General features: G+C 62.1%; 16 protein-coding genes. 11 read left to right on the top strand and 5 right to left on the bottom strand.

What is annotated here, in order from left to right; translation table 11 throughout:
• The first annotated feature begins 58 nt into the window (after positions 1 to 58).
• From NFJ07_RS22165 to NFJ07_RS22150, 4 genes are all read left to right on the top strand, one after another.
• Positions 59 to 1,312 (top strand): ROK family protein, encoded by a 1,254-nt coding sequence (locus tag NFJ07_RS22165; RefSeq protein ID WP_269997854.1) that lies wholly within the window; start codon positions 59 to 61, stop codon positions 1,310 to 1,312.
• A 104-nt stretch (positions 1,313 to 1,416) separates the two neighbouring features.
• Positions 1,417 to 2,772: an extracellular solute-binding protein gene (locus NFJ07_RS22160; RefSeq protein WP_269997852.1), complete on the top strand. Its 1,356-nt coding sequence runs from the start codon at positions 1,417 to 1,419 to the stop codon at positions 2,770 to 2,772.
• Positions 2,773 to 2,832: 60 nt separating this feature from the next.
• Positions 2,833 to 3,702 (top strand): carbohydrate ABC transporter permease, encoded by an 870-nt coding sequence (locus NFJ07_RS22155; RefSeq protein ID WP_269997914.1) that lies wholly within the window; start codon positions 2,833 to 2,835, stop codon positions 3,700 to 3,702.
• Between the two features lie 47 nt (positions 3,703 to 3,749).
• The gene (locus NFJ07_RS22150; RefSeq protein ID WP_269997912.1) at positions 3,750 to 4,577 is read left to right on the top strand and encodes a carbohydrate ABC transporter permease; all 828 of its coding nucleotides are present in this window, start codon (positions 3,750 to 3,752) and stop codon (positions 4,575 to 4,577) included.
• A gap of 17 nt (positions 4,578 to 4,594) precedes the next feature.
• On the opposite strand, the gene NFJ07_RS22145 is transcribed toward NFJ07_RS22150, so the two are convergent.
• Positions 4,595 to 4,798: a hypothetical protein gene (locus NFJ07_RS22145; RefSeq protein WP_269997850.1), complete on the bottom strand. Its 204-nt coding sequence runs from the start codon at positions 4,796 to 4,798 to the stop codon at positions 4,595 to 4,597.
• A gap of 415 nt (positions 4,799 to 5,213) precedes the next feature.
• On the opposite strand from NFJ07_RS22145, the gene NFJ07_RS22140 reads away from it, so the two are divergent.
• Together NFJ07_RS22140 and metE are read left to right on the top strand one after the other, a co-directional pair.
• Entirely contained in the window at positions 5,214 to 6,182 is a 969-nt protein-coding gene (locus NFJ07_RS22140; protein ID WP_269997849.1) for a methylenetetrahydrofolate reductase, read from the top strand.
• 66 nt (positions 6,183 to 6,248) lie between these two features.
• Positions 6,249 to 8,582, top strand: a complete 2,334-nt coding sequence (gene metE, locus NFJ07_RS22135) for a 5-methyltetrahydropteroyltriglutamate--homocysteine S-methyltransferase (protein WP_269997848.1) — start codon at positions 6,249 to 6,251, stop codon at positions 8,580 to 8,582.
• Positions 8,583 to 8,721: 139 nt separating this feature from the next.
• Here the strand turns inward: metE and NFJ07_RS22130 are convergent, their stop codons facing one another.
• Positions 8,722 to 9,228, bottom strand: coding sequence for a DUF2004 domain-containing protein (locus tag NFJ07_RS22130; RefSeq protein WP_269997847.1), 507 nt, complete (start codon positions 9,226 to 9,228; stop codon positions 8,722 to 8,724).
• Between the two features lie 51 nt (positions 9,229 to 9,279).
• Positions 9,280 to 10,257, bottom strand: coding sequence for a LysR family transcriptional regulator (locus tag NFJ07_RS22125; RefSeq protein WP_269997845.1), 978 nt, complete (start codon positions 10,255 to 10,257; stop codon positions 9,280 to 9,282).
• A 518-nt stretch (positions 10,258 to 10,775) separates the two neighbouring features.
• Here NFJ07_RS22125 and nrdH point away from each other — a divergent pair.
• From nrdH to NFJ07_RS22100, 5 genes are all read left to right on the top strand, one after another.
• Positions 10,776 to 11,018 (top strand): glutaredoxin-like protein NrdH, encoded by a 243-nt coding sequence (nrdH, locus tag NFJ07_RS22120; protein WP_028267421.1) that lies wholly within the window; start codon positions 10,776 to 10,778, stop codon positions 11,016 to 11,018.
• Between the two features lie 56 nt (positions 11,019 to 11,074).
• Positions 11,075 to 11,545: a class Ib ribonucleoside-diphosphate reductase assembly flavoprotein NrdI gene (gene nrdI / locus NFJ07_RS22115; protein ID WP_269997843.1), complete on the top strand. Its 471-nt coding sequence runs from the start codon at positions 11,075 to 11,077 to the stop codon at positions 11,543 to 11,545.
• Positions 11,546 to 11,556: 11 nt separating this feature from the next.
• Positions 11,557 to 13,704 (top strand): class 1b ribonucleoside-diphosphate reductase subunit alpha, encoded by a 2,148-nt coding sequence (nrdE, locus tag NFJ07_RS22110; protein WP_269997910.1) that lies wholly within the window; start codon positions 11,557 to 11,559, stop codon positions 13,702 to 13,704.
• A gap of 117 nt (positions 13,705 to 13,821) precedes the next feature.
• Complete coding sequence (gene nrdF / locus NFJ07_RS22105) at positions 13,822 to 14,796, top strand: class 1b ribonucleoside-diphosphate reductase subunit beta (protein ID WP_059389329.1); 975 nt, start codon at positions 13,822 to 13,824, stop codon at positions 14,794 to 14,796.
• A 154-nt stretch (positions 14,797 to 14,950) separates the two neighbouring features.
• Positions 14,951 to 15,805 carry a prephenate dehydratase gene (locus NFJ07_RS22100; protein WP_269997841.1) on the top strand — a complete coding sequence of 285 codons (855 nt, stop codon included), beginning with the start codon at positions 14,951 to 14,953 and terminating at the stop codon, positions 15,803 to 15,805.
• A 56-nt stretch (positions 15,806 to 15,861) separates the two neighbouring features.
• Here the strand turns inward: NFJ07_RS22100 and NFJ07_RS22095 are convergent, their stop codons facing one another.
• A complete protein-coding gene (locus NFJ07_RS22095) occupies positions 15,862 to 16,062 on the bottom strand; it encodes a DUF2087 domain-containing protein (RefSeq protein WP_269997840.1) in 201 nt (66 codons plus the stop codon).
• A gap of 314 nt (positions 16,063 to 16,376) precedes the next feature.
• A partial coding sequence (locus tag NFJ07_RS22090; protein WP_269997839.1) for an HNH endonuclease signature motif containing protein occupies positions 16,377 to 17,003 on the bottom strand: 627 nt, incomplete at its 5' end.

The raw sequence follows: 17,003 nt of genomic DNA, 5'->3' as shown, positions 1-17,003 counted from the left end.
CACACGTGCCGTACGATGCAAATGCAACAGCATTATTCGAATGATTTTAGGGGAATCCGTGACTGAGATCCGCCAGCCGACTCCGAGGCGCGGAACCAATCTGCCCCGCATGGGGGACTTCAACCTGACCGTCATTCTCGACGCAATCAGGCGCTCATCGGGCGGACTGAGCCGAGTGGAACTCGCCCAAATCGTTGGCCTTTCGCCGCAGACAATTTCGAATATCTCCCGCCGCCTCCTGGATCAGCGGCTCATTGTCGAGGCAGGCAAGGAAGGAAGCGGTCCGGGTAAGCCCCGCACCATCCTGCGCCTGAACCCTTCCGGCATGTACGCGCTTGGCGTCCACCTTGATCCCGCGGTCATCACCTCCGTGGTCCTGGACCTGGTGGGCGACGTTGTGAAGCACTCCCGGATTCCCACCCCGGCCGGGAGCAATCCACAGCGCGTCATCGCCACCATAGCGGAGGAAATCAAGGCGCTGATCGAAGATTCCGGTGTTGATCCGGGAAAGATCGCCGGACTTGGCGTCGCGGCGCCGGGGCCCATAGACCTTGATGAGGGTACCGTCGTCGACCCGCCCCTGATGATGGGTTGGGACCGGGTGCACCTGAGGGACGCGCTTGCCGAAGCCACCGGGCTTGAGACCCTTATGGACAAGGACGTCACCAGCGCGGCCGTCGCTGAAACCTGGGCGGGCGGGGCCAGCGGGACCGGAAGTTTCATCTTCATGTATATGGGTACCGGCATCGGTTGCGGCATCGTCTTGAACGACGAAGTTGTCCGCGGAACCTCAGGCAACGCCGGCGAAATCGGACACATCATTGTTGATCCGGACGGGCCCGAATGCGATTGCGGCCTCCGTGGGTGCGTCAAGTCTTCCTGCATCCCGCAGGTCCTCGTGGCCGAAGCCGAAGAGCAAGGTGTCTTGAACGGTGGCCGCAAAGGCACCGAGGGCCCGGAAGTGCAGGAAGGCTTTGCCCGGCTTTGTGATGCCGCAGATGCAGGTGACGAACGCGCCATCGCGATCATAGATAAGTCGGCGGTGCTGGTTGCCCGTGCGGTTGCGGTGGTGACCAACACCCTCGACGTCGAACGCGTCGTCTTCGGTGGCCCATTCTGGGGCCGCATGGCCGAACGCTACTTGGATCGCATTCCTGCCCTGCTCGCCGCCAACAGCGCCGCCAACAGCATCCACGGCATAGAGGTTGTCGGGACCGGAGTGGGCGAAGACGTCGGCGCCATCGGGGCGGCCTGCCTGGTACTGGAACACACGCTTGCGCCGCGCGCCCAGCGGCTCCTGTTGGAAGGCTGAGGCCTTCACTACGTCCTGCGTCGCAGGGCTGCATTTATCAAAATTGGCAACAGGCTGGGCCAGCTGAAGTGTGGGGGCTGCAGCCGCTTGAAGATCGGAGCGTCATGCGTCGCCCAGTCCGGATCGGAGCAGCACTGCTCGGCGTCGTAGGCCTTTTGGCCTCGGCCGCCTGCTCTGCCCAACCGCAAGCTATCACCAAACAAACCATCAAGATCGTCTATCAAAAGACGGACTCCTTCACCGCCCTGGACAAGGTCTTCCAGGACGCCAAGCAGGAATTCGAAGCCGCAAACGCGGGCGTCACCGTGGACCTGGAGCCTATCCAAGCCAACGACGACGACTATGGCACCAAGCTCGCGCTGGCCCAGCGTTCCCCGGACACCGCTCCGGACGTCTTCTACGAGGACACCTTCAAGGTCCGCTCGGATGTCGACGCCGGATACTTGCTGAAACTCGACTCGAAACTGGCCGCGTGGGACGAATGGTCCAAGTTCAACGAGGGCGCCAAGGCGGCGGGACGCGGTGACGACGGCAGCATCTATGCCGTCCCGCTTGGCACCGACACCAGGGCGATCTGGTACAACAAGACAGTCCTCCAGAAGGCTGGCATACCGTTGCCCTGGCAGCCGAAAACCTGGGATGACATCCTGGCTGCGGCCCGCAAAATGAAGGCCACGGATCCGAGCGTCATTCCCTTCAGCATGTACGCCGGAAAAGCCACCGGTGAGGGAACCGTCATGCAGAGCTTCTACGAACTGCTGTATGGAACGGGAAGCTCCCTGTATTCGGAAAACGACAAGAAATGGGTGGTGGGTTCCAAGGGATTCACTGATTCACTCCAGTTCCTGAAGACCCTCTACGACGAGAAGCTTTCCGTGACCCCGGCGGACGCCCTCGATTCGAATGTGTGGAAGAAAGTCTTTGGACAGTGGCTGCCGCAGGGCAAAATGGGCGCAACCGTGGAAGGCTCCTACGCGCCGTCGTTCTGGCAGAAGGGCGGTTCCTACGAATGGGCCGGCTATGCGCAGGATATGGGAGTAGCTCAGTTCCCCACCCAGTTTGGGCAAGATCCCGGTGGAGTGAGCATGTCCGGTGGATGGACGCTCGCCGTTGGCGCGAAGACCAAGAGTCCGGACCTGGCCTTCAAGTTCCTGACCACTGCCGTGAACAAGAAGAACGCGTTGGCCTTCGACGTCAACAATTCGCAGATCGCCGTCCGCACCGACGTCGCTTCCGATCCCGGTTACCAAGCGGCCAACCCGTTCGTGAAGGATGTTTCCAGTCTGGTGGGCGTCACGCACTATCGCCCGGCAACCGCTGACTATCCGACGATTTCCCTCGCCGTCCAACAGGCCACTGAGGCCGTCATCACGGGCAAACAAAGCCCCGCAGAGGCCGCAGCCGAATACGACGCTTCGGTCAAGAAACTGGTCGGCGACGCCAAGGTCATGCAGAAATGACGCATGGCAGTCCCTGATTCCCTCAGCAGCGGTTCGCTGCGACGCAGATCCCCAAGCCGAATGTCCCTGCGTCGCAGGCTCCGCTTGTTGCCGGTAGTGCCGTCAATCCTGCTGTTGGCCCTCTTCATGGTGGCACCTGTGGCGTGGTCCTTCTACGCCTCCTTTACCAACGCCGCGTTGTCTGGCAAGGCGGCCCTGAACCCTCAATGGGTCGGCCTCGACAACTACGCCCGGATGCTGACGGATTCCGTCTTCCCGCTCTCGGCATGGCTGACCGTAGTCTTCGTGGCCGTTTCCGCGATCCTCGGACAGAACGCCCTGGGCCTGGTCATCGCCCTGTTGATGACCAGATCCGGGGGAGCCCTGGGGTCGCTCGTGGGCACGGCGGTGGTCGCTTCGTGGATCCTTCCGGAGATCGTGGCTGCCTTCGCGGCCTACGCGTACTTCAGCCAGGACGGCACGCTCAACCAGCTCTTGGGAATGTTCGGTGTCCAGGGCACCAACTGGCTGTATGCCTTTCCGATGGCCGCCATCGTCCTGGCCAATATCTGGCGCGGCACCGCGTTCTCGATGCTGGTCTACAGGGCGGCGCTCTCCCAAGTCCCGCGCGATATTTCCGAAGCCGCGCTCATGGATGGCGCCCGGGGTTGGCAGCGGCTGGCCTTCATCACCCTCCCGATCATCCGGGGAAGCATCGCCACCAACCTCATGCTGATCACCCTTCAAACGCTCGCGGTATTCACCCTCATCTGGGTGATGACGGCCGGCGGTCCGTCCAACGCGAGCACCACCTTGCCTGTACTGGCGTACCAGGAAGCCTTCAAGCTCGGAGACATCGGTTACGGCACCGCGATCGCTTCGGTATTGATCCTGATCGGGATGGTCTTCGGAGCTGTGTACGTCAGGCTGATTCGCGGGGCGAAATCGTGACCTCCCTGCGCCGTGCGCCGCTGCTCGCCGGGAAGCGCCCGACGGCGATGGCCGGCGGACGGTTCCGCGTCCGATTGGCTGCCAATGCGGCTTTGGCCGTGATCGGGGTGTGCTTTGTGCTTCCCCTTGCGTGGCTGCTTCTTGCCTCCGTTGATCCGCATGCCGGGTACGAGACGCGGTGGCCGCAATCGCCGTCGTTCGCTAATTTTGCCGCCGTACTGACGCCCGGGCTGCTCTTCCAGCCGCTCGTGAACAGCTTCCTTCTCTCCGCCGGAACCGCCGTCGTGAACCTGGCAGCTGCCGTACTCGCGGCGTATCCGCTGTCCCGCTACCAATCACGATTCAACAAGCCATTCCTGTACGCGATCCTGTTCGGCACCTCGCTCCCGGTCACGGCGATCATGGTGCCGGTCTATGGCCTGTTCGTGCAGTTGCAATTGCTGGACTCGATGCCGGCGACCATATTCTTCATGGCAACCACCACCTTGCCCATGGCCATTTGGATGACCAAGAACTTCATGGACTCCGTGCCGCTTGAGCTGGAGGAAGCTGCCTGGATGGACGGCGCCTCGGGACTGGCCTCGCTGCGGAGAATCGTCCTGCCCCTGATGAGGCAGGGGCTGGGCGTTGTGTTCATCTTTGTCTTCATCCAGGCCTGGGGGAACTTCTTCGTCCCGTTCATCCTGTTGTGGTCTACCTCCAAGCAACCGGCCGCAGTGTCCGTTTTCAGCTTCTTTGGACAGCATGGAGCTATTGCCTATGGAGAACTCGCCGCGTTCTCCATCTTGTATTCGGTCCCGGTGCTTATCCTCTACACGGTGGTGGCCAGGGGCTCCGGCAGCGCGTTTGCGCTTTCCGGCGCGATGAAGGGCTGAGCGGCAACAGCCAGGACTCAGTCGATGTCCTCCACGATGGTGCCGTACGGGATGGAATCATCCAGATGCGCTTGGTGGCCTGTGAGGCCGCGGTTGTAAAGTACGCGCACACCGTGAAGCTGGTCCGCGGCCGATTGCATCAAGATGGGGCGGACGGTTTGGATGAACCGCTCGTCCTTGCCGTCGAGGTATTCCTGATAACTGGCTGGAAGCTGAATCATGGCAAAAGAATAGTCCTGCCGGACCGTCATGGGGAGGGCTCGCCGACCCTGTCGAAAGAACAAACGAACAATCTTCAGAAATCAGGCGAAACGTAGCGTAAAAATGCGTCTTAATTCGGTGGAGGATTTGTGGCGCTCCGTGCCCCGATCTAGAGTCGTATTCAAGTTACCGCGGTAACGTGTCAGCGATCCTCCGCCGGATCTGTCTCTTGAAGGCAGGCAGGAGGGTGTGGGTGCCCCCATGTGGGCCTGACATTTGCACACGGACAACTTCATTCCAGGCGTAACAGTCGCGGCTGCGCCCTGCTGGAGTTCGTTGCGTGTATCCCCAACTCAATTCACCGATTCTGCAGTCCATGGACCTGGTTTTCAAGTCCGTGAACGCAGGCCCGTTGACACACAGCCAAGGACGCAAATGTCACCACCAAGCCTTATCGACACCCATCCAAACCTGACCGGCGCCGCTCCCGTTGCCCTGTCCTACGAACTTTTCCCGCCCCGCTCTCCAGCCGCCGCGGAATCCCTCTGGACGACCATCGGGGAGCTTGAGGCCACCGACCCCGACTTCGTCTCGGTCACCTACGGCGCCAGCGGCTCCAACCGGGACACCGCCGTCGAGCTCATCAACCGGCTGCTGCTCGAAACGACGCTCCGGCCATTGGCGCACCTGACCTGCGTTGGGAACACCCCGCAGGAGTTGGCCGAGATCATCGGCGAACTCCTGGACAACGGCGTGCGCGGCATCCTTGCCCTGCGCGGGGACCTCCCCAAGGACAGCGGCCAGCCGGTCAACGGTTCGCTGCGCTACGCCCAGGACCTGATCGAACTGATCCGCCGCGTGGAACAGCGACGATCGGCCCTGCTGTGCGCGGGCAAGATCGCCGTCGGCGTGGCCGCCTATCCCACCCGCCACCCTGAGTCTCCGAGCGTGGAACACGACGTCGAGGTGCTGCTCGCGAAGCAGCGCTCGGGCGCCGACTTCGCGATCACGCAGGTCTTCTTCCACACCGAGCAATATGCGGACCTGATCTCCCGTGCCCGACGTGCGGGCGTCACCATCCCGATCATTCCGGGCGTCATGCCGCTGACCAGCCTTCGCCGGCTCAAGCGCCTCGGCGAGCTCACCGGCGTCGAACCGGCACCGGAGCTGATCGAACGCCTTGCTGCGGCGGACACCGACGCCGAGCGGCGCAAGATCGGAGTCCGCGCCACTGTGGACCTGGCCAACGCCGCCCTCCAGGCCGGCGCTCCGGGCATCCACCTGTACACCTTCAACGAGCACACCTGCGCCCTGGACGTGCTGGACAAGCTTGCCTTGCCCCGACCGGCCCGGCCCGCCAGCAGGCTCAGCGCCATCGCCCGCCGGCAAGAACTCGTCAGCTGATCAGCCAACGCTGGTCCGCAAACCCCTAGACACATCGATTTGCACCTACTGCCCCAAGGAAATCCCATGACTGAACAGAATCTCACCCAGTTCCCCGCTGCATCCCTGCTCGGCTACCCGCGCATCGGCCGGCGTCGCGAACTCAAGAAGGCCGTTGAGGCTTACTGGGCCGGCAAGATCGACGCCGCAGCCCTTGACGCCGCTGCGAAGGACATCCAGCTGACCACCGCCAAGCGACTCCAGGAACTCGGCCTCAACGAAGCAGCCGCCGTTCCGGGCACCTTCTCCTTCTACGACCAGGTGCTCGACGCCACCGCACACCTGGGCGCCGTCCCGGCCCGCTTTGGCCAGCTGCTCAACGCCGAAGGCCAGCTCGACATCGATGGCTACTTCACCCTGGCCCGCGGCAACAAGGAACAGCAGCCGCTGGAAATGACCAAGTGGTTCGACACCAACTACCACTACCTCGTTCCGGAAATCGGCCCGGAAACCGACTTCAAGCTCGCCTCCAACCGCATCGTCGAAGAATTCGAGTTTGCCTTGGCCAACGGCATCGAGACCCGCCCGTACATCGTCGGCCCGGTCACCTACCTGCTGCTTTCCAAGGCTTCCGACGACGCTCCTGCGGGCTTCGCTCCGCTGTCCCGCCTCGAGGACATCCTCCCGGTCTATGTTGAACTTCTCGGCAAGCTTTCTGCTGCCGGCGCCAGCTGGATCCAGTTGGACGAGCCCGCCCTCGTTGTCGACCAGGACACCCCGGCCGCGGAAATCCAGGCTGCCGTTGCCCGTGCCTACGAAGTCCTCTCCGGTGCCGCAGCGCGTCCGCAGCTCTTCGTCTCCACCCCGTACGGTTCGCTCGACGGCCAGCTCGGCACCCTTGCCGCAACCAACATCGACGCCCTGCACGTCGACGTCTTCAAGGGCGCGGTACCGTCCGCAGCAGCCCTGGCCGGCCTGGGCAACAAGACCCTGGTTGCCGGCGTCGTCGACGGCCACAACATCTGGCGCAACGACCTCGCCGTCTCGGCCGCCAAGTTGGACGAATTGAAGGCCGCTGCCGGCAAGCTTGCCGTCAGCACCTCCACCTCCACCCAGCACGTTCCCCACGACACTGCCGAGGAGACCCAGCTCTCCGAGCAGCTGCGCAGCTGGCTTGCATTCGCCGACCAGAAGGCCGTCGAGGTCAAGACCCTGGCTGACTACCTGGCCAACCCGGCTTCCGCGAAGGCCGCCATCGACGAAGCTTCCGCAGTGATCGCCTCCCGCGCCACCGCCGAAGGCGTCCAGCGCGCCGACGTCCGTGCCCGCACCGCAGCCCTCACCGAGGCCGACTTCAACCGCTCCGAGTACTCGGTCCGCGAAGCCGCCCAGGAAGCAGCGCTGCACCTGCCGCCGCTGCCCACCACCACCATCGGATCCTTCCCCCAGACCTCGGAAATCCGCTCCGCCCGTGCCCGCAACAACAAGGGCGATCTCACCAACGAGCAGTACGAGCAGCTCATGAAGGACGAGATCAAGCGCGTCGTCGAGCTGCAGGAAGAACTCGGCTACGACGTCCTGGTGCACGGCGAGCCCGAGCGCAACGACATGGTCCAGTACTTCGCCGAGAACCTCGAAGGCTTCGACGTGACGGTCCACGGCTGGGTCCAGTCCTATGGCTCCCGCTGCACCCGTCCGTCCATCCTCTGGGGCGATGTCACCCGTTCGGCTCCCATCACGGTTGCCTGGGCCGAATACGCGCAGTCCCTGACCAACAAGCCGATGAAGGGCATGCTCACCGGTCCGGTCACCATCCTGGCGTGGTCCTTCGTCCGCGACGACCAGCCGCTGGGCGAGACCGCCAACCAGGTCGGCCTGGCGCTGCGTGACGAAATCGCCGATCTCGAAGCTGCCGGCATCAAGGTCATCCAGGTGGACGAGCCCGCACTGCGCGAACTCTTGCCGCTGCGCAAGGCTGACCACGCCGCCTACCTGAAGTGGTCGGTTGACTCCTTCCGCCTGGCCACTGCCGGTGCTGCGGACGCCACCCAGATCCACACCCACCTCTGCTACTCGGAGTTCGGTGTGATCATTGACGCGATCGACGGCCTCGACGCGGACGTCACTTCCATCGAAGCAGCACGTTCACGCATGGAGGTTGTCCACGACCTCGAGGCACACCACTTCGGCCGCGGCGTTGGTCCGGGCGTGTACGACATCCACTCGCCGCGTGTTCCGGGCGAGGCCGAAGTCACCGAGCTGCTGAGCACCGCCGTCAAGCACGTTCCGTCCCGCCAGCTCTGGGTCAACCCGGACTGCGGCCTGAAGACCCGTGGCTACGCCGAGACCGAAGAGTCCCTGCGCAACCTGGTCAAGGCCACCAAGACGGTCCGCGCCAGCCTGCTCGAAGCGGCCAAGTAACCCTCACGTAGTACAAACAGCGGCGGCCGGTCACCTCGAAAGGTGACCGGCCGCCGTCGTCCCCACCGGCCCCCTCGCCTCACAAGTTCGGCCAGGGAACCCTGCCGGCGTGGGCCCAGCGTTGGTTGGAACTAACTCGTCAGGACTCCCAGAGGATTTCGTCGTCCACCACGCCATCCTCGTCCGCCGCAACCACCAGGAGCTCGTCGGTGAAGTGCGAGCCCAAGGTGAAATCCAGGACGAAGTAGCGCTCCGGCTGTCCGGGGTAGATCGCTACATGACCTAGTTTGAGGGCCTTGAGGAAAACGTCCTTGGTGAGCTGCGTCTTGTCGCGGACGCCGAACACCGCTTCCAGTTGCTCTTCCTTGAGCTGGCTGGAGTGGAAATGGAGGAACTGCTGGGAGTTGGTGCCGTCCTGGTCCAGCTCCTCGGCGATCATGTCCCGGACCTGGTCCACCAACTCGGGGAGGTAGCCCAGTCGGTAGTCCACCTTGTGGAGTGCCTTCTCGTCGAAGTGGTCATGCGCCGTGACGTTCAGGTCCAGTTCGAGGGGATTTCCGGCGAGCTCGTGCGAAGCCACGTAACAGCGCTCCCGCCCGTGGTTGAGCTCGATTTCCCCAAAATGTTTGCTCGCTATCTTGCTCATGTCTTCAAGATAGTCCCAAACAAGCGGCGTGTTCCAGCATCCTGGAAGATTTCAGGCGCGTGGTTTGGGCGTTGACTTTTGAGTCGTTTTGGGCATTATCGCGGCGCTGTTGGCCCGGACGGTTGCCGTGCTCCCGTGAAGCGTGTCGGCCAGCAATTCCGTGAAGAGCTGCAGCTGCGCTGTGCGCTTCTCGTTGAGGAGCAGGGCGAACACATTGCGGGCGAGCCGGATGTCCGGAACATCGAGAACCACGACGCCGGGCGGGCGGTGCCGCAGTGCCAGTTCCGGCACCAGGGCGGCGCCGAGCCCCGCTGCCGCCATCTCGAGGCTGGCGTGGAAGTCATCGCTATAGGCCACGACGCGCGGGTGCAGATTGCAACTGGCAAACAGGCGTTCAATCACCACCGCGTCGCTGGTGCCCGGATGGTGCATGATCCAAGGCATGTCGGAGAGCTGCGAGGCTTGCATTTCGGCGTCCTCCCGGATGCCCCACGACGCGGGGAGCACCACTCGGAAGTCGTCGTCTCCGATCCATTGCCGGTCCAGTGTGTGCGGCCACGCCAGCCCGGACTGGCCCACTTGGTACACCAGCGCGAGGTCCAATTCGCCGCCGGTGCGCAGCCCTTGGATGGTCTGGGAAGGCTCGGCCACCCACACGCGGAGTTCGATGCCGAGCTTCTTCCAGCGCGGGTTCCGGAGGATGTCCGGCAGGACGTAGGTTGCCAGGCTGGGGAAGATGCCAAGCCGAAGCTCCTGGGCGGGGGAGTCCGTGCTCCGCGATGCAGCCGCCAGCAGTGTCTCGACGTCGGTGAGCACCTTGGAGGCGTGGCGCACCATGGTGAGGGCGGCTTCGGTGGGAACCACGCTGCGTGCGGAACGGTGGAAGAGCTCGACGCCGGTGTCCCGTTCCAGCGCTGCCATCTGTTGGGATACGGCTGACGCGGTATAGCCGAGCCGCGCGGCGGCTGCCGCGAAGGAACCGAGCCGCGTGACTTCAAGCAGTGTCCGCAGGTGGAGAAGGTTGACCATTAGTGATCCTTAGGCTCGGTGCCGGCCGAAAGACCGTGCAAGCCAGCATAGCGGTGTGAATTCGGTCTCCGCTGTTGCTGTTGCTGTGCCGGACTGGCGTCGGCCTGGCACCTGGAAGTGTGGCGGGCGACTCACGAAACGGTGTTTGCAGGATGCCGCGACACGCCGGGATCCAGGCGACACGCTGACGATTAAATGTGGCTAAGTAGTCCACAGGGTGTGGATTACGTCTCCGGATTTGGCGGATTCCCGGACATTTTTACCCCCTTTGCCTGTGGACTACCGGTGCGTAAAATGACATACTTGTAATACATCATCTTGGGGTTCCGCGGAGGCGCTTGCACTACATGTAGTATCGATTTACGGATTGAGCGGGAAACCAGCACAAGACATGAATAGAGCGTTTGGCTGCCTTGGTGTGACCAGGCGGCCAGCGGGCCAGCATCGGAGTCGGAATCAGTTCCGGTCGGGGCCTGCCAAAACGAAGAGCAAAGACTTCAACAAAGGGGACAGGGACCATGACTGTTACGGTTTACACGAAGCCGGCCTGTGTTCAGTGCAACGCAACCTACCGTGCACTCGACAAGAAGGGCATCGCCTACCAGAGCGTTGACATCTCACAGGATGCCGAGGCCCTCGAGCGCCTGAAGGCCCTTGGATACATGCAGGCCCCCGTCGTGGTGACCGAGCAGGACCACTGGTCAGGATTCCGTCCGGACAAGATCGAAGAGCTGGCACTGGCTGCCGCTTCTGTGGCCTAGTTTTTCAGGACTCCGCCACAACAACAAAGTATTCCAATGTAGTCGAGGTGACTCCCATGGCAGCGCTGGCAACAGCACCTGCTCAAGCAATGGCTGAAGCTGTCAGTACGCGGAGTCACCTCATCTACTTTTCCTCCACATCTGAGAACACCAAGCGCTTCGTCCAGAAGCTCGGCGTCGACGCGGCACGCATCCCGCTCCATGCCAAGGACGCGCCGCTGCTCGCACTGGAACCCTTCGTCCTCGTGCTGCCCACGTATGGCGGCACGAATGGCGAAGGATCGGTGCCCAAGCAAGTCATCAGGTTTCTGAACAACCCGCTGAACAGGGAACTGATCCGCGGCGTCATCGGAGCAGGAAACACCAACTTCGCGGAAAACTATTGCGCGGCGGGAGATATTATCGCCGCCAAGTGCAAGGTCCCGCATCTCTACAAATTTGAACTCATGGGGACGCCTGAAGACGTCCAAAGGGTCAACGAAGGGCTGGAAACATTTTGGACACGACTGTCGCAGATACAGAAGTAACCAAGGGCGCTGTGGACACCGCCAAGGTCAAGAAGCCATTGCCGGAGGCGTACAAGGGCCTTGGCTACCATGAGCTCAACGCCATGTTGAACCTCTACGGTCCGAACGGAGAGATCCAGTTCGAAGCCGACCGCGAGGCCGCGCACCAGTACTTCCTGCAGCACGTGAACAACAACACCGTTTTCTTCCATGACCTGGAAGAGAAGCTGGACTACCTGGTCAAGAACCAGTACTACGAGCGCGAGACCCTCGATCAGTACACGATGAACTTCATCCGTGACCTGTTCAACCGCGCCTACAAGAAGAAGTTCCGCTTCGAGACCTTCCTCGGCGCCTTCAAGTTCTACACCTCCTACACGCTGAAGACCTTCGACGGCAAGCGTTTCCTGGAGCGCTACGAAGACCGCGTCTGCATGGTTGCCCTGCACCTTGCCCGCGGCAACGAAGAACTGGCCAGCCGCCTCGTTGACGAAATCATTGACGGCCGCTTCCAGCCCGCCACGCCCACGTTCCTCAACGCCGGCAAGGCCCAGCGCGGAGAGCTGGTCTCCTGCTTCCTGTTGCGCATCGAAGACAACATGGAGTCGATCGCCCGCGGCATCAACTCGGCGCTGCAGTTGTCCAAGCGCGGCGGTGGCGTGGCCCTCTCGCTGACCAACATCCGTGAGCACGGCGCCCCGATCAAGCAGATCGAAAACCAGTCCTCCGGAGTCATTCCGGTCATGAAGCTCCTCGAAGACAGCTTCTCCTACGCCAACCAGCTCGGTGCCCGCCAGGGTGCAGGTGCCGTGTACCTGCACGCCCACCACCCGGACATCTACCGCTTCCTGGACACCAAGCGTGAGAACGCCGACGAGAAGATCCGCATCAAGACGCTGTCCCTCGGCGTCGTGGTCCCGGACATCACGTTCGAGCTGGCCAAGAAGAACGAGGACATGTACCTCTTCTCCCCGTACGACGTCGAACGGGTCTACGGTGTGCCTTTCTCCGATATTTCGGTCACCGAGAAGTACTACGAGATGGTGGACGATTCCCGGATCAAGAAGACCAAGATCAGCGCCCGCGAGTTCTTCCAGACGCTCGCGGAGATCCAGTTCGAGTCCGGCTACCCGTACATCATGTTCGAGGACACCGTGAACCGGGCCAACCCGATCGCGGGCAAGATCACCATGAGCAACCTCTGCTCGGAGATCCTGCAGGTTTCCACGCCGTCCATCTACGCTGAGGACCTCAGCTACGAGACGGTCGGCAAAGACATCTCCTGCAACCTTGGTTCGATGAACATCGCCAAGACCATGGATTCCCCGGACTTCGGCCTGTCGATCGAGACCTCCATCCGTGCCCTCAGTGCGGTGTCGGATATGTCCTACATCAACTCGGTGCCGTCCATCGCGCAGGGCAACGCCCAGAGCCACGCCATCGGCCTCGGCCAGATGAACCTGCACGGCTACCTTGCCCGTGAGCACGTCCACTACGGTTCCGAAGAGGGCCTGGACTTCACCAACATCTACTTCTACACGGTGCTGTTCCACGCAATCCGTGCCTCGAACAAGCTGGCCATCGAGACCGGTCAGTCCTTCGGCGGCTTCGAGAACTCCACGTACGCAAGCGGCGAGTTCTTCAACAAGTACACCGAGCAGGAATGGACCCCGGAGACCGAGCGCGTTAGCGAGCTCTTCGTAGGGATCCACATTCCCACGCAGGATGACTGGCGCGAGCTGAAGGCTTCCGTTATGGAGCACGGCATCTACAACCAGAACCTGCAGGCCGTACCGCCCACGGGCTCCATCAGCTACATCAACAACTCGACGTCGTCGATCCACCCGGTGGCCGCCAAGATCGAAATCCGCAAGGAAGGCAAGATCGGCCGCGTCTACTACCCGGCTCCCTACCTCGACAACGACAACCTGGAGTACTACCAGGACGCGTACGAGATCGGCTACGAGAAGATCATCGACACCTACGCCGCCGCCACGCAGCACGTGGACCAAGGCCTGTCCCTGACGCTGTTCTTCAAGGACACCGCAACCACGCGTGACATCAACAAGGCGCAGATCTACGCATGGCGCAAGGGCATCAAGACGCTCTACTACATTCGCCTCCGCCAGCTCGCGCTGGAAGGGACCGAGGTAGAGGGCTGCGTTTCCTGCATGCTGTAACCGATAACGGTTGTTAATTGCGGCAGTCGCCGCGCCTCAAAACTGAAGAGTACGACGCCGGGTGAGCGCCCGGCGTCGTACGCTTACCTTAAAGAACCCATACGTTAAGGGGACGAAATGACCGAGAAGGTCAAGCTGCTTAGCCACGTCGAAGCGATCAACTGGAACCGCATCCAGGATGACAAGGACGTGGAGGTCTGGAACCGCCTGGTCAACAACTTCTGGTTGCCGGAGAAGGTGCCGCTGTCCAACGACGTCCAGTCCTGGCACACCCTGACGCCGGACGAGCAGCAGCTCACCATGCGCGTATTCACGGGCCTGACCCTGCTGGACACCATCCAGGGCACGGTGGGCGCCGTTTCCTTGATCCCGGACGCGATCACCCCGCACGAAGAGGCCGTGTACACCAACATCGCCTTCATGGAGTCGGTGCACGCGAAGTCGTATTCGTCGATTTTCTCGACACTGTGCTCCACCAAGGAGATTGACGATGCCTTCCGCTGGTCCCTCGAGAACGAGAACCTGCAGAAGAAGGCGCAGATCGTCATGGACTACTACCAGGGTGACGATCCCCTGAAGCGCAAGGTCGCTTCCACGCTGCTGGAATCGTTCCTGTTCTACTCCGGGTTCTACCTCCCGATGTACTGGTCTTCCCGTGCCAAGCTCACGAACACGGCAGACCTCATTCGCTTGATCATCCGCGACGAAGCCGTGCACGGCTACTACATCGGGTACAAGTTCCAGAAGGGCCTCGAAAAGGTCTCCGAGGAGAAGCGCCAGGAAATCAAGGACTACACCTTCGAACTGCTCTTCGAGCTGTACGAAAACGAAGTCCAGTACACGCACGATCTCTACGACGGGGTCGGCCTCGCCGAGGACGTCAAGAAGTTCCTGCACTACAACGCCAACAAGGCTCTCATGAACCTCGGCTACGAGGCCATGTTCCCGGCCTCCGTCACCGACGTGAACCCGGCCATCCTGTCGGCACTGTCACCTAATGCTGATGAGAACCACGACTTCTTCTCGGGGTCTGGCTCGTCTTATGTGATTGGTAAGGCTGTCAATACCGAGGATGAGGACTGGGAGTTCTAAGGGTCTCCTCCTTGTCTCAGTTTTTTCTTGTCTAAGATGGCGGGCAGCGCGCGGCTGCCCGCCATCATCTTTGTCCAGCCCAGTGTTTCGGCTCCGAGGCCGGATGACCTCGACTTAGTTGGGCCACGAACCGCCCCGTGAAACGATAGGCGTCATGACCCAGAAGATTGCGTACCAAGGAGAGCCGGGCGCCAACTCGGACATCGCCTGTAGGGAAATGTTTCCCGAACTCGAAAGCGTGCCCTGCGCCAGCTTTGAGGATGCTTTTGAACTGGTGTCCAGCGGAGTCGTCGATTTGGCCATGATCCCGATCGAAAACTCCATTGCCGGCCGCGTCGCCGACATCCACGTCTTGCTCCCGCAATCCAAACTACAGATTGTTGGCGAGTACTTCCTGCCTATCCGCTTCGACCTTTTGGGCATCCCGGGGAGCACTATCGAGGACGCCGTGGAAGTACACAGCCACATCCACGCGCTGGGACAATGCCGGCGGATCATTCGTCAGGCGGGACTGAAACCCGTCATCGCAGGGGATACGGCTGGTTCCGCCCGTGAAGTACGCGACTGGAAGGATCCGCGCAAACTGTCCTTGGCTCCGCCGCTGGCAGCGGAACTGTATGGACTCGAGGTCCTTGCCTCCGGCGTCGAAGATGACCCGAGCAATACCACGCGCTTTGTTGTCCTGGCGAGGGAGCGTCAGGTTCCCACCCGGGAAGAGCTGCCCGCTCCCGCGATCACCAGCTTCGTTTTCAGCGTCCGCAACGTCCCCTCCGCCCTCTACAAGGCACTCGGAGGCTTCGCGACAAACGGCGTGAACATGACCCGGTTGGAGAGCTACATGGTGGGCAACGAATTCACCGCCACCACCTTCATGGCCGACGTCGAAGGCCACCCCGAAGACGCACGCCTCCGCCGCGCATTGGAGGAGCTGCAGTTCTTCACGACGGACATCCGAGTGCTCGGCGTGTACGAAGCCGATGGCTACCGCGCGCAGAGTGGAAGCGTATAGCGCGCCGGCAACACCCGCCTGCTTCCACGTATCGGGGCACCCCTCAGGTTCAAAGCCTATGGATTCGTCTTTCGTGAATAGGAAGAGCCGGAGGGTGTCCGTTCCAATAGTCCGAAGTCGATCAGGTAGCGGCGTAGCATCACGACATCGTCGGCATAACCGAGGAGTCGTTCATTTACTTGCTTTTCCGTTAGGTGTTCGCCCGGCTCGATGGCCTCGCGGACAATCCAGGCCAAGAGCTCTCGCCGCTCGGTCATTCAGATCAGCAACCACGTCGAGGAGCTTGGCGCCGAGCACTATTTGCGCATAGGCGGTCCGCGCGTCGTTGTTGGCGAGTGCTGCCACAACTCGCCGCCAGTGCGGTCCGCCCAAGTTCGCCCCTCCGATCACAGCCTTTTCCTCACTCCCGTCCGTCCCTCCGTGCTGGTCACCATCCGCTGGCCAGCAGGCAAATCGTAGTCCTGCCCCGGTGTCGCGGACAGGTCTACGGGCGGAGGGCAGGCCACGGGGACGGGCATCCGGGCGGGTGCCAAGGGTGAAAGCGAGGGGTATCAGCAGGCTGACCCACTGATCACCCGGCTTGGAATGCGGCGTATTCCGGGTAGGGGTCCTCAAGGGGCGCAGGCCAGCCCGGATCGTCCATGTCATCGGCGTCGTCGTCGGCGTCGGGCCATGGATGTGCATCCACGAACAGGTGCCAATCCGGGAAAGGATCCGGAGGCAGCTCAGGTCCGGGTTCGTCGCTTGAGATGTCGGTGATGGGGATGTGGTGTGGCCAGTGGGGTGGTTCCCAGTCCTGGTGTTCGCTGGGGTAGTGCCGTTGTGAGGGTGATGTCCAGCCGGGTGGGTGGTCTTTGCTGGCCGCGGTGGGTGTCCATCCGGTGCGGTGTTTGAGGCGGTGGTGTTTGGGGCATGGCTGGCCCAGGTTGGTGATGCCGGTGGTGCCTCCGTCGGCCCAGGCCAGGAGGTGGTCTGCTTCGTTGTCCAGGGAATGGTTGTTGCAGCCGGGGAAGGGGCACTTGCTGTCGCGGAGCCTGAGCCATTGACGCATGGCTTTCGTGAGGCGGTAGCTGGTGCGTCCGATTTCCAGCGGCGCGCCGTCGCGGGGGTCGGTCAGGACGCGGTGGAAGGAGTCGGCGCCCTCGGCGATCAGTGCCCGGGCGATGGAGGGCGGGATCGGCCCGTATCCGTCCAGGAT

The sequence above is a fragment of the Arthrobacter sp. B2a2-09 genome, assembly GCF_027587375.1.
In the GTDB taxonomy this organism is placed as follows: Bacteria; Actinomycetota; Actinomycetes; order Actinomycetales; family Micrococcaceae; genus Arthrobacter.
Note: the sequence above shows the minus strand (reverse complement) of the source record. Positions and strands in the feature narration are given on the sequence as shown.